Below are 12,927 nucleotides of genomic sequence, written 5' to 3' on the forward strand. Positions count from 1 at the left end.
GTGCCTCGGCCAGCCTACGCGGGCTGCAGGCCGATGGCGACATCGGTCGGGCGGACCGGAGCAGGTAGCTCCGTCTCGCCCATGAGGAAGCGGTCGACGCTGGCTGCGGCGGCGCGTCCCTCGGCGATCGCCCACACGATGAGCGACTGGCCGCGGCCGGCGTCGCCGGCCACGAACACGCCCGGGGCGGTCGTCTGGTAGTCGTCCTCGCGGCGCACGTTGCCCCGCTCGGTGAAGCGGGCGCCGAGCTGGTCCTCGAGGAGGGCGCGCTCGGGGCCGGTGAAGCCCATCGCGATCAGTACGAGGTCGGCGGGGATCTCACGCTCGGTGCCGCTCTTGGGCACGCGGCGGCCGTCGACGAACTCGGTCTCGGCGACGCGCAGCGCGCGCACCTCGCCGGCGTCGTTCGCCAGGAACTCGACGGTCGAGGCGAGGAAGGCACGCTCGCCGCCCTCTTCGTGCGCGGACTGCACCTCGAACACGAGCGGGTCCATCGGCCACGGCTGGTGCTCGGGACGCTCGCCCGGGGGGCGGCGGCCGATCGCGAGGTTCGTCACGCTCAGCGCGCCGTGACGGTGTGCCGTGCCGATGCAGTCGGCTCCGGTGTCGCCGCCGCCGATGACCACGACGTGCTTGCCCTCGGCCGTGATCTGATTGGCGACCGCGTCACCTGCGACGGCCTTGTTCGACTCGACGAGGTACTCCATCGCGAAATGCACGCCGGCCAGGTCGCGTCCGGGGATCGCGAGTTCGCGCGGCACGGTCGCGCCCGTGGCGATGACGACCGCGTCGTAACGGGCGCGGAGGTCGGCCCAGGAGATGTCCTTGCCGATCTCGACGCCCGCGCGGAACCGCGTGCCCTCGTCCTGCATCTGGCGAAGACGCGACTCGAGGTGCTTCTTCTCCATCTTGAAGTCGGGGATGCCGTAGCGCAGGAGGCCGCCGATGCGGTCGTCGCGCTCGAACACGGCGACGGTGTGGCCCGCGCGCGTCAGCTGCTGCGCGGCCGCGAGACCGGCAGGACCCGAGCCGACGACGGCGACGGTCTTCCCGGTGAGGCGCCCCGGGGGCTCCGGCTCGATCCAGCCGTTCGCGAACGCCTCGTCGGCGATCGAGACCTCTACCTGCTTGATGGTCACCGCCGGCTGGTTGATGCCGAGCACGCAGGAGCTCTCGCAGGGAGCGGGGCACAGCCGCCCGGTGAACTCCGGGAAGTTGTTCGTCGCGTGCAGACGCTCGCTGGCGGCGCGGCCTTCGCCGCGCCACGTCAGGTCGTTCCACTCCGGGATGAGGTTGCCGAGCGGGCAGCCCTTGTGGCAGAACGGCACGCCGCAGTCCATGCAGCGCCCGGCCTGCCGGCGCAGCACCGCCGCGTCGCCCGGCTCATAGACCTCTTTCCAGTCCATGATGCGCACCGGCACCGGCCGCCGCGTGGGCAGCTCGCGCTCGGTGACCTTCAGAAAGCCCTTCGGGTCAGCCACCCGTCACCTCCAGGATGCGGTTCCAGACGACGTCGCCGTCGGGGTCGAGCCCCTCGGCCACCGCCTCCTGGCGGGTCTGCAGCACAGCGGCGTAGTCGCGTGGCAGGACCCGGACGAAGTTCGCCAGCTCGGCCTCGAAGTCGTCGAGGAGAGCCTTGGCGAGGGTCGATTCGGTCTCGGCGACGTGCTGCTCGAGCAGGTCGCGAAGGATCTCGGCGTCGCCGGAGCCCAGCTCGCCGAGCTCGAGCTCGCCGGAGGCCAGCGCCTCGCGGTTCACGAGCTTGCGGTCGAGCTTGTACACGTACGCGGTGCCACCGGACATGCCGGCACCGAGGTTGCGTCCGGTCGCGCCGAGGATGACCGCGAGACCGCCGGTCATGTACTCGAGCGCGTGATCGCCCACGCCCTCGACCACCGCGGTGGCACCGGAGTTGCGCACGAAGAAGCGCTCGCCCACGACGCCGCGCAGGAACATCGTCCCGAGCGTCGCGCCGTAGCCGATCACGTTGCCGGCGATGACGTTCTTGGACGCGTCGAACGTGGCTCCGCGTGGCGGACGGACGACGATCTGACCGCCCGAGAGCCCCTTCCCGACGTAGTCGTTGGAGTCGCCCTCGAGGCGCAGGGTGATGCCCGCGGGCATGAACGCGCCGAACGACTGGCCCGCCGACCCCGTGAGGTTGACGACGATGCTCCCCGAGCGCAGCCCGTTCTCACCGCGCGCCTTGGTCACGTGGTGACCCAGCAGCGTGCCGACGGCGCGCTCGGTGTTGCGGATCGGCAGGTCGATCGTGATCTCGCCGCCGTTCGCGATGACGTCCTGCGCGCGCTCGATGAGACCGACGTCGAAGTGCTCGTCGAGTTCGTGCAGCTGCGCGGTCGTGTTACGGCGCGGCTCGTCCTCGGCGAAGACCGGCCCGTCGAGCACGGGGCCGAGATCCAGGCCGTTCGCCTTCCAGTGGTTCACCGCGCCGTCGATGTCCAGCAGGTCGCTGCGGCCGATCGCCTCGTCGAGAGAGCGGAGGCCGAGGGACGCGAGGTACTCGCGCACCTCTTCGGCGATGAACTCCATGAAGTTCACGACGAACTCCGGCTTGCCGTTGAAGCGCTCGCGCAGCACGGGGTTCTGCGTCGCGACGCCCACGGGGCAGGTGTCGAGGTGGCAGACGCGCATCATGATGCAACCCGACACCACGAGCGGCGCCGTGGCGAAGCCGAACTCCTCCGCGCCCAGCAGCGCGCCGATGATGACGTCGCGGCCGGTCTTGAGCTGGCCGTCGACCTGCACGACGACGCGGTCGCGCATGCCGTTGAGCATGAGCGTCTGCTGCGTCTCGGCGAGACCGAGCTCCCACGGGGTGCCGGCGTGCTTCAGCGAGTTCAGCGGGCTCGCGCCGGTGCCGCCGTCGTGGCCCGACACCAGGATGACGTCGGCCAGCGCCTTGGCGGTGCCGGCGGCGACCGCGCCGATGCCCGACTGGCTCACCAGCTTCACGTGGACCCGCGCACCGGGGTTGGCGCGCTTCAGGTCGAAGATCAGCTGCTTGAGGTCCTCGATCGAATAGATGTCGTGGTGCGGCGGCGGCGAGATGAGACCCACGCCGGCGGTCGCGTGACGCGTCCGGGCGACCCACGGGTACACCTTGGTCGGCGGCAGCTGTCCACCCTCGCCGGGCTTGGCGCCCTGCGCGAGCTTGATCTGGATGTCGTCGGCCTCTGTCAGGTACAGGCTCGTGACGCCGAAGCGGCCCGACGCGACCTGCTTGATGGAGCTGCGACGCTCGGGGTCGAGGAGGCGGTCCACGTCCTCGCCGCCCTCGCCGGTGTTCGACTTGCCGCCGATGCGGTTCATCGCGATCGCGAGCGTCTCGTGGGCTTCGCGCGAGATGGAGCCGTAGCTCATCGCACCCGTCGAGAAGCGCTTGACGATCGACGCCACCGACTCGACCTCGTCGATCGGCACGGGCGTGCGACCCTCGGTCTTGAGCGCGAACAGGCCGCGCAGGGTCTTCAGCTCGTTCGCCTGGTCGTCGACGAGCTTCGTGTACTCGCGGAAGATGTCGTACCGGCGCGTGCGTGTCGAGTGCTGCAGGCGGAACACCGTGTCGGGGTTGAACAGGTGGGGCGACCCGTCGCGGCGCCACTGGTACTCGCCACCCGTCCAGAGCCGCTCGTGCGCCCGGACCGCAGCATCCTGCGGGTAGGCATACGCGTGCCGGGCGGCGTTCTCGGCGGCGATGACGTCGAGCCCGACGCCGCCGAGCTTGGACTCGGTGCCGGTGAAGTACGTGTCGACGAAGTCCTGCGACAGGCCGACGGCCTCGAACACCTGGGCGCCGGCGTAAGACGACACGGTCGAGATGCCCATCTTCGACATGATCTTGAGCACGCCCTTGCCGAGGGCGTAGATCAGGTTCTTGACGGCCTTCTCGGGCGCGATGCCGGTGATGAAGCCGGCCCGCACCAGGTACTCGACGGTCTCCATCGCGAGGTACGGGTTGACAGCGGATGCCCCGTACCCGATGAGCGTCGCGATGTGGTGCACCTCGCGCACGTCGCCCGCCTCCACCACGAGACCGCACTTCATGCGGGTCTGCTTGCGGATGAGGTGGTGGTGCACGGCCGCCAGCATGAGCAGCGACGGGATGGGCGCCAGGTCCTTGTTGGAGTCGCGGTCCGACAGCACGATGAACTCGGCGCCGTCCTCGATGGCCTGGTCGACCTCCTGGCACATCTGCTCGAGGCGCTTCTTCATGCCCTTGTGGCCGGCCTCGACGCGGTACAGGCCGCGGATCGTGACCGACGTGCGGCCGGGAAGGGCCGTGTCGATGTGCTGGATCTTGGCGAGCTCGTCGTTGTCGATCACCGGGAAGTCGAGCGTCACGACGCGCGTGTGCTCGGGCCCCCACTCGAGGAGGTTGCGCTCGGGGCCGAGGCCCAGGCCCAGCGACGTGACGACCTCTTCGCGGATGGAGTCCAGCGGCGGGTTGGTGACCTGCGCGAACTGCTGCGTGAAGTAGTCGAACAGCAGGCGCGGGCGCTCGCTCAGGACCGCGACCGGCGTGTCGGAGCCCATGGCACCGAGCGGCTCGGCGCCGTTCTGACCCATCGGCGTGAGGAGGATCTTGACCTCTTCCTCGGTGTAGCCGAAGGTGCGCTGGCGCCGCGTGATCGAGGCGATGGGGTGCACGATGTGCTCGCGCTCGGGGAGATCGGCGAGGCGGACGCGGCCGGCGTCGAGCCACTCCTGCCACGGCTCCTGGTCGGCGAGCTGCGCCTTGATCTCGTCGTCCTCGATGATGCGGCGCTGGGCGGTGTCGACGAGGAACATGCGTCCGGGGCGCAGGCGGCCGCGACGCTTGATCCGCTCGGGCTCGAAGTCGAGCACACCGGTCTCGCTGCCGATCACGATGAGGCCGTCGGTCGTCTCGGTCCAGCGGCCGGGGCGCAGGCCGTTGCGGTCCAGCGTTGCGCCGACGAGCGTGCCGTCGGTGAAGATCAGTGCGGCCGGGCCGTCCCACGGCTCCATCTGCATGGAGTGGAACTCGTAGAACGCCCGCAGCTTCGGGTCGATGTCGGCCTGCTTCTCGTAGGCCTCGGGCACCATCATCATGATGGCGTGCGGGAGGCTCCGGCCCGTCAGCGTGAGGAGTTCGAGCACCTCGTCGAACGACGCCGAGTCGCTCGCGCCGGTGGTGCAGATGGGCAGCAGCGGCTGGATGTCGCCGAGCAGCTCGGACTCGAGCTGCGACTGGCGGGCGCGCATCCAGTTGCGGTTGCCGTTGACGGTGTTGATCTCGCCGTTGTGCGCGAGCATGCGCAGCGGCTGCGCGAGCGGCCACGACGGGAAGGTGTTGGTCGAGTAGCGCGAGTGCACCACCGCGAGCTCTGAGGCGAAGCGCTCGTCCTGGAGGTCGGGATAGAACGGCTCGAGCTGGAGCGTCGTGACCATGCCCTTGTAGCCGAGCGTGCGCGAGGACAGCGACACGAAGTACGCGTCGAGCTCGGTGCGTGCACGGGCGCGCAGGCGGTACGCGCGACGGTCGAGCGCGATGCCCGAAAGAGCCGCGGCGTCACCGGTCGCGGGACGTGAGATGAAGAGCTGCTCGAAGACCGGGCGCGCCTCGAAGGCCAGCTTGCCCAGGTTCTCGTCGGCGGTCGGGACGTCGCGCCAGCCGAGCACGGTCAGACCCTCGGATGCGGCGATCCGCTCGATCCCGCTCTTCTGCGTCGCGCGCGCCTCGGCGTCGCGCGGCAGGAACACCAGGCCTGCGGCGTACTCGCCGACCGGCGGCAGGTCGAACCCGGCCACCGCTCGCAGGAACGCGTCCGGCATCTGCGTCAGGATGCCCGCGCCGTCGCCGGTGCCGGCATCGGAGCCGATCGCGCCTCGGTGCTCGAGGTTGCGCAAGGCGGTCAGGGCCAGATCGATGATGTCGTGGCCGGCCTCACCGCGGAGCGTGGCCACCATGGCCAGGCCGCAGGCGTCCTTCTCGAAGGCAGGGTTGTACATCCCCTGCTTCTGCGGGAACCCGGCACGGCCGGACGCAGCGGGGAAGTTCGCCTCCGCAGAGGCGACGGAACGGGGGCTCGAAGCCATACCTACCGTCCTCACGTTGATAGTCAAGATGGGACGACGTCGGCCCTGGGCGCGCTCTTCGGGGAGAGAGCTGCGTTACTTGTTGGCAGGAGTGCTTGTGGCGCTGACCCCTTCGGCTTCGGACGTCGGGGGTTCGCTGACGTCGACGAAGTCGTCGGTCTCCGAAGATTGTACAGCCTGTCCGGCCTTCCACTCGCGGCCGGACACATAGGGCGACGGCTCCAGGCCGGGGTGGCGGCGCTTCTGCAGGAAGAAGATCACGAGCCCGATCACTACGCCGAGGATGGCTGCCCAGACGTTGGTGCGAAGGCCCAGGAAGATGTCGCTCGGGTCGATCCGGATCGACTCCCACACGATGCGGCCGGCGCTGTACCACACGAGGTACAGGCCGAAGAGGCGTCCCCACTGGAGCGTGAAGCGGCGACCCACCCATACGAGGAAGAGCACGCCGAGCGTGTTCCAGAGGACCTCGTAGAGGAAGGTCGGGTGGAAGAGCGTGCCCTCGGGCAGGCCGATCGGCCACGCCGGGTTCGGGTAGTCGATCTCGAGGCCCCACGGCAGGTCCGTGGGCAGGCCGAAGAGCTCCTGGTTGAACCAGTTGCCGAAACGGCCGATGGCCTGGGCGAGGAGGAGTCCGGGGGCGAGCGCGTCCGCGAAGGTCCAGAAGCGGATGCCGGTCCAGCGGCAGCCGAGCCAGGCACCGACGGCGCCGCCGATGAGCGCGCCGTAGATGGCGATGCCGCCCTCCCAGATGAAGAGGGCCGACCAGGGGTTCGCGCCCTCGCCGAAGTAGAAGTTCCAGTGCGTGAGCACGTGGTAGATGCGAGCCGTGATGATCGCGAGCGGGACGGCGAGCAGGGCGATGTCGATGACGACCCACGGCTCCGCGCCGCGCTTCGTGAGGCGGGCGTTGGTCCACAGCACCGCGACGATGATGCCCGTGATGATGCACAGCGCGTAGATGTGGATCCGCAGGGGGCCGATGTCGAAGTAGCTGATCGACGGGCTCGGGATGCTGGCGACGACGCTCGCGGCGGCGTTGATCATGGGAGAACCGTGTCCTTGCTGGATCCGTGCTGGGGGCGTCGGCGGTGGCCGCCGACGTCAGAAGTCTAGTTCGCGCCGCGGGCGGTGCCTGCGGCGAGGCTCTGCGCGGTCTCGGCGAGGCCCTCCAGGCCCCGCTCGCGCAGTGCGCGCACGAGCGCCGTGCCGACGATCGCGCCGTCGGCGTACTCGAGCACGCCGGCGACCTGCTCGGCGTTCGAGATGCCGATGCCGACGCACGCGTGCTCGACCCCGTGCTCGCGCAGGCGCGCGACGAGGGTGCGGGCCGCAGCATCCAACTGCGCGCGCTCCCCCGTGATGCCCATGGTCGAGACGGTGTAGACGAAGCCGGTGGAGTTCTGCGCGATGAGCTCGAGGCGCTCGTCCGTCGAGGTCGGCGCGGCGAGGAACACCCGGTCGAGGCCGGTGCGCTCGCTGGCGGCGATCCACTCCGGCGCCGCCTCTGGCGTGATGTCGGGCGTGATGAGGCCCGCTCCGCCGGCGGCGAGCAGGTCGTCGGCGTAGCGGTCGACGCCGTACTGCAGCACCGGGTTCCAGTAGGTCATGACGAGCACCGGCACGTCGACGCGGCGCGTGATCTCGCGCACCGCCGTGAACGTGTCGCGCAGGCGGAACCCGCCCGCGAGGGCGGTCTGGGTCGCCTCCTGGATGACCGTGCCGTCCATCACGGGGTCGGAGTAGGGCGGCCCGAGCTCGAGGATGTCGGCGCCGTTCTCGGCCAGTGCGACCGCGGCGTCGATGCTCGTCTGGAGGTCGGGGAAGCCGAGCGGCAGGTAGCCGACGAACGCGCCGCGCCCCTCGGCACGGGCGGCGTCGATCGCCGCGGCGACGCGTGAGGTCACAGCTTCTCCCCCTCGCCGTGTGCGGCGTCGTCGTGCGGCGCGGATGCGGCGGTCGAGGCATCCGCTGCCTCGTCGTACAGCTGGAAGTACCGCGCCGCGGTGTCCATGTCCTTGTCGCCGCGCCCGGAGAGGCACACGGCGAGGATCGCGTCGGGGCCGAGCTCGCGGCCGATGCGGAGCGCCCCCGCGAGGGCGTGGGCGGATTCGATCGCGGGGATGATGCCCTCCGTCTCGGAGAGCAGACGCAGTGCCTGCATCGCCTCGTCGTCGGTCGCCGGGATGTACTCGGCGCGGCCGATCGAGGCGAGCCACGCGTGCTCCGGGCCGACGCCCGGGTAGTCGAGACCCGCAGAGATCGAGTGCGACTCGATCGTCTGGCCGTCTTCGTCCTGCAGCACGAAGGTCTTCGCGCCGTGCAGCACACCCGGGCGGCCGCGCTCGATCGACGCGGCGTGCCGCGGCGTGTCGACGCCGTCACCGGCGGCCTCGACGCCGTAGAGCTTGACGCCCGCGTCGTCGAGGAACGCGTCGAACATGCCGATCGCGTTCGAGCCGCCGCCGACGCACGCGAGGACGGCATCGGGCAGCCGCCCCGCCTCCTCGAGGAGCTGAGCGCGCGCCTCCTCCGAGATGACCTTCTGGAAGTCGCGGACCATCGCGGGGAACGGGTGCGGCCCGGCGGCCGTGCCGAAGATGTAGTTGGTCGTCTCGACGCTCGCGACCCAGTCGCGGTAGGCGTCGTTGATCGCGTCCTTGAGGGTGCGCGAGCCGGTCTTGACGGGGATCACCTCGGCGCCGAGCAGGCGCATGCGGGCGACGTTGAGCGCCTGCCGCTCGGTGTCGACCTCGCCCATGTAGATCGTGCACTCGAAGCCGAAGAGCGCTGCGGCCGTCGCGGTCGCGACGCCGTGCTGGCCCGCGCCGGTCTCGGCGATGACGCGCGTCTTGCCGAGGCGCTTCGTGAGCAGCGCCTGGCCGAGCACGTTGTTGATCTTGTGCGAGCCGGTGTGGTTGAGGTCCTCGCGCTTGAGGAACACGCGGGCGCCGCCGGCGTGCTCGGCGAACCGGGCGACCTCGGTGATCGGCGACGGGCGGCCGGCGTACGAGTGCAGCAGCCGCACGAACTCGGCCTGGAACGCGGGATCGGCCTTCGCCGCCTCGTACTCGGCTGTCAGCTCGTCGATGGCGGCGATGAGGGACTCGGGCATGTACCGCCCGCCGAACTCGCCGAACAGCGGCCCGGGAGCCTCACGAAGACTCATGCGCCTGCCTCCAGGAATGCACGCAGGGTGGATACGGGATCGTTCGTGACGAGCGCCTCGCCCACGAGCACCACGTCTGCGCCGTCGCGGCGGTAGTGGGCGACGTCGGCAGGCGCCAGCACGGCGGACTCGGCGATCTTGATCGCCCCCGCCGGGATGCGCTCGGCGAGGCGACCGAAGAGGTCGCGGTCGAGCTGGAAGGTGGACAGGTCGCGCGCGTTGACGCCGATGAGCTGCGCCCCGAGGTCCACGGCGCGGTCGACCTCGTCGGCCGAGTGCGTCTCGACGAGCGCCGTCATTCCCAGCTCACGCGTGAATGCGTAGAGGCGAGCGAGCACGTCCTGGTCGAGCGCGGCGACGATGAGCAGGACCAGGTCGGCGCCGGATGCGCGGGCCTCCAGCACCTGGTACTCGGTCGCGATGAAGTCCTTGCGCAGGACCGGCAGCGTGACCGCGGCCTTCACCGCCTCGAGGTCGGCGAGGCTGCCCTTGAACTTCCGCCCCTCGGTGAGGACGGAGATCGCCGACGCGCCGCCCTCTTCGTAGCGACGGGCCTGGAGCGCCGGGTCCGGGATGGCGGCGAGGTCGCCGCGCGACGGGCTCGCACGCTTGACCTCGGCGATGATCTTGACGCGGTCGGAAGGGGCGAGCGCGGCGAGGACGTCGAGAGCGGGACGCTGCGCGAGGGCTGCGGACTCGACCTCTGCCAGGGGACGCACCGAGGCGCGTCCCTCCGCATCCTCCACCGCGCCGGCCGTGAGGTCGGCGAGCATGCTCAGTGCTCTTTCGCCGCGACCTTGGAGCCGCCCACGCCGTAGCCGGCGCGCTTCATGATCCAGCCCACGAGGAGTCCGATGACCAGGAGGCCGGCCGACGCCCAGACGAAGATCGGCATGTCGAGGAAGAAGAAGAAGGTGCCGATCGAGACCGCGATGAGCATGATCACGACGGCAGTCCAGGCTGCGGGCGAGTGTCCGTGGCCGGGGTCGCCGATGTTGTTGCTCATGCGTGTCTCCTCGTGGAACCTGGGCGGGATGCCGCCAGTCTAGCGGTCAGGCGGTCGGATCCTCGCCACGCGACAGGTCGTCCCAGTTGTCGATGGCGCGCGATCCGGCAGCGTCGTGGGGGCGCGGGCCGTCGCCGGCGCGCGCGGGGGAACCGGCGGCCGGGGCGGCCTTCGCGGCCTCGTCCGTGCGGTAGCGGCGACCGGTGCGCGACCAGGCGTGCGCTGTCGCGAGCACGAAGACACCGGCCGCGATCAGCACCACCCAGACGACCAGGGTCACCACCGGCCACGCGGTCGCATCGATGGACGCGACGAGCTTCGCGACGGAGGCCTCCCCCGCGATGCCGGTGGATTCGGTGACGACCGAGGCGACGGCGGAGACCGGGTGCTCGAACACGACGCGGGCAGTGAGCCAGGCGAGGACGGCGCCGATGAAGAACGCCAGTGCGCCGAAGACGTAGCGCAGCACCAGCCCGACGATCGACAGTGCGGCACCGAGGGCGAGCACAGCGAGGCTGAGAGGCGCCAGCACCGGCACCGCGGAGGCGCCGGGCACCTCGAGCGTGTGGTGGGCGGCGTCCTGGAGCTCGACCGTCAGCCATGTCTGGGTCGACGAGATCACGCCCAGCGCCCCGCACAGCACCGCCACGACGACGGAGAGCAGTCGCGCCCTGCGGTTCACGCGTCCGGCTCCGGGCCACGCACGGCGCCGAGGTCGCGGCCGTCGAAGCACGTGCGGGTGCCGGTGTGGCATGCGGCGCCGATCTGCTCGACCTCGACGAGGATCGTGTCGCCGTCGCAGTCGAGGCTCGCTCCGCGGACCAGCTGGATGTGGCCGGACGTATCGCCCTTGCGCCAGTACTCCTGGCGCGAGCGCGACCAGAAGGTGACGCGGCCCTCGGTGAGCGTGCGACGCAGGGCCTCGGCATCCATCCATCCGAGCATGAGCACCTCGCGGGTGTCCCACTGCTGGATGACCGCGGCGACCAGGCCGTCGGCGTTGAAGGTCACGCGCGCGATGCGTTCGTCGAGCGTCCCGGTCATGCGGCCACCTCCCGGACGGCGATCCCTTCGGCGCGCATGGCGGCCTTCACGTCGCCGACGGTGAGCTGGCCGGAGTGGAAGACGGATGCTGCGAGCACGGCGTCCGCGCCGGCCTCGATGGCAGGGCCGAAGTCCTCTGCGCGGCCGGCGCCACCCGACGCGATGACGGGGACGCTCGCCACCTCGCGCATCAGGGAGACGAGTTCGAGATCGAAACCCTGCTTGGTGCCGTCGGCGTCGATCGAGTTCACCAGGAGCTCCCCCGCACCGCGTTCGATCGCCTCGCGCGCCCACTCGAGCGCGTCGAGGGTCGTCTCGGTGCGGCCGCCGTGCGTGGTGACGACGAAGCCGGACGGGATGCGCTCGCTGAGCTGCGACGAAGCCCGCTTGACGTCGAGCGAGAGCACGAGCACCTGAGCGCCGAAGCGGTCGGCGATCTCGTCCAGGAGCGCCGGGCGGGCGATCGCCGCCGAGTTGACGCCGATCTTGTCGGCGCCGACCGACAGCAGGCGGGCGACGTCGTCGGCCGAGCGGACTCCCCCGCCCACGGTGAGCGGGATGAAGACCTCTTCGGCGGTGCGCCGGACGACGTCGTAGGTCGTCGAGCGCTCATCGACCGTCGCCGTGACGTCGAGGAAGGTGATCTCGTCGGCGCCCTGGCGGAAGTACTCGCGTGCCAGTTCGACCGGGTCTCCCATGTCGCGCAGGTTCTGGAAGTTCACGCCCTTGACGACGCGCCCTGCGGCGACGTCGAGGCACGGGATGACGCGGCAGACCAGGCTCATCAGAGTCTCGCGTTGTGGATCGCGGTGACCAGGATCGCGCGGGCGCCGATCGCATACAGCGCGTCCATGACCTGGTTCACGCCCTTGCGGGCCACCATCACGCGCACGGCCACCCACGCAGGGTCGCGCAGCGGCGCGATCGTCGGCGACTCGATGCCCGGGGCGATCTTGACCGCGTCGTCGACGAGGTCGGCCGGCAGGTCGTAGTCGACCATGACGTAGCGGCGGGCGACCATGACGCCCCGCAGGCGCCGCAGCAACGTGTCGGTTCCCTCCGCCTGTGTCGGCGAGGTGATCAGCACCGCCTCGGACTGCAGCAGCACCGGGCCGAAGATCTCGAGGCCGGCCTGGCGCAGCGTGGTGCCGGTCGACACGACGTCGGCGACGGCGTCCGCCACCCCGAGGCGCACGGCGGACTCGACCGCTCCGTCCAGCGGCACCAGGTCGACGGCCACGCCGTGCTCGTCGAGGAAGGCGTCGACGAGGCCGGGGTAGGCGGTCGCGACCCGCGCGCCCTGGAGGTCCTGGACGGACGTGAAGCGTCCGGGAGGACCCGCGAAGCGGAACGTCGAGTCGCCGAAGCCGAGAGCCTCGATCTCGCGGGCGCCCGGCATGCGGGCGTCGAGCAGCAGGTCGCGTCCGGTGATGCCGACGTCCAGTGCGCCGGATCCGACGTACGTGGCGATGTCTTTCGGACGGAGGTAGAAGAACTCGACCTCGTTCTGAGGGTCGATGACGTGGAGGTCCTTGGGGTCGCGGCGACCGATGTAGCCCGCCTCGTGAAGCATCTCAGAGGCGGTCTCGGCGAGCGAGCCCTTGTTCGGCACGGCGATTCGCAGCAT

Annotated in this window: 11 protein-coding genes; all 11 read right to left on the reverse strand. The window is 70.5% G+C overall.

All coding sequences use genetic code 11. The features are described 5' to 3' along the window. Positions 1-14: 14 nt before the first annotated feature. Complete coding sequence (locus RS82_RS19080; RefSeq protein WP_045302451.1) at positions 15-1,481, reverse strand: glutamate synthase subunit beta; 1,467 nt, start codon at positions 1,479-1,481, stop codon at positions 15-17. Next, the gene (gene gltB / locus RS82_RS19085; RefSeq protein ID WP_045302452.1) at positions 1,474-6,081 is read right to left on the reverse strand and encodes a glutamate synthase large subunit; all 4,608 of its coding nucleotides are present in this window, start codon (positions 6,079-6,081) and stop codon (positions 1,474-1,476) included. Before gltB ends, RS82_RS19080 begins: the two co-directional genes overlap by 8 nt. A gap of 75 nt (positions 6,082-6,156) precedes the next feature. Continuing rightward, a complete protein-coding gene (gene lgt / locus RS82_RS19090) occupies positions 6,157-7,128 on the reverse strand; it encodes a prolipoprotein diacylglyceryl transferase (protein ID WP_045302454.1) in 972 nt (323 codons plus the stop codon). Between the two features lie 65 nt (positions 7,129-7,193). Further along, positions 7,194-7,988 (reverse strand): tryptophan synthase subunit alpha, encoded by a 795-nt coding sequence (trpA, locus tag RS82_RS19095; RefSeq protein ID WP_045302456.1) that lies wholly within the window; start codon positions 7,986-7,988, stop codon positions 7,194-7,196. Next, positions 7,985-9,250 carry a tryptophan synthase subunit beta gene (trpB, locus tag RS82_RS19100; protein WP_045302458.1) on the reverse strand — a complete coding sequence of 422 codons (1,266 nt, stop codon included), beginning with the start codon at positions 9,248-9,250 and terminating at the stop codon, positions 7,985-7,987. Before trpB ends, trpA begins: the two co-directional genes overlap by 4 nt. Then, on the reverse strand, positions 9,247-10,023 hold the full coding sequence (trpC, locus tag RS82_RS19105) for an indole-3-glycerol phosphate synthase TrpC (protein ID WP_045302459.1): 777 nt from the start codon (positions 10,021-10,023) through the stop codon (positions 9,247-9,249). Before trpC ends, trpB begins: the two co-directional genes overlap by 4 nt. Positions 10,024-10,025: 2 nt before the next feature. After that, positions 10,026-10,256: a DUF6704 family protein gene (locus RS82_RS19110; protein WP_045302461.1), complete on the reverse strand. Its 231-nt coding sequence runs from the start codon at positions 10,254-10,256 to the stop codon at positions 10,026-10,028. 46 nt (positions 10,257-10,302) lie between these two features. After that, positions 10,303-10,938, reverse strand: coding sequence for a Trp biosynthesis-associated membrane protein (locus RS82_RS19115; RefSeq protein WP_045302463.1), 636 nt, complete (start codon positions 10,936-10,938; stop codon positions 10,303-10,305). Continuing rightward, entirely contained in the window at positions 10,935-11,300 is a 366-nt protein-coding gene (gene hisI, locus RS82_RS19120) for a phosphoribosyl-AMP cyclohydrolase (protein ID WP_045302465.1), read from the reverse strand. The genes RS82_RS19115 and hisI overlap by 4 nt, the downstream gene beginning before the upstream one ends. Continuing rightward, complete coding sequence (hisF, locus tag RS82_RS19125) at positions 11,297-12,085, reverse strand: imidazole glycerol phosphate synthase subunit HisF (protein WP_045302467.1); 789 nt, start codon at positions 12,083-12,085, stop codon at positions 11,297-11,299. Before hisF ends, hisI begins: the two co-directional genes overlap by 4 nt. Next, entirely contained in the window at positions 12,085-12,927 is an 843-nt protein-coding gene (hisG, locus tag RS82_RS19130; protein WP_045302469.1) for an ATP phosphoribosyltransferase, read from the reverse strand. The genes hisF and hisG overlap by 1 nt, the downstream gene beginning before the upstream one ends.

This window comes from Microbacterium trichothecenolyticum (assembly GCF_000956465.1).
Classification (GTDB): Bacteria; Actinomycetota; Actinomycetes; order Actinomycetales; family Microbacteriaceae; genus Microbacterium; species Microbacterium trichothecenolyticum.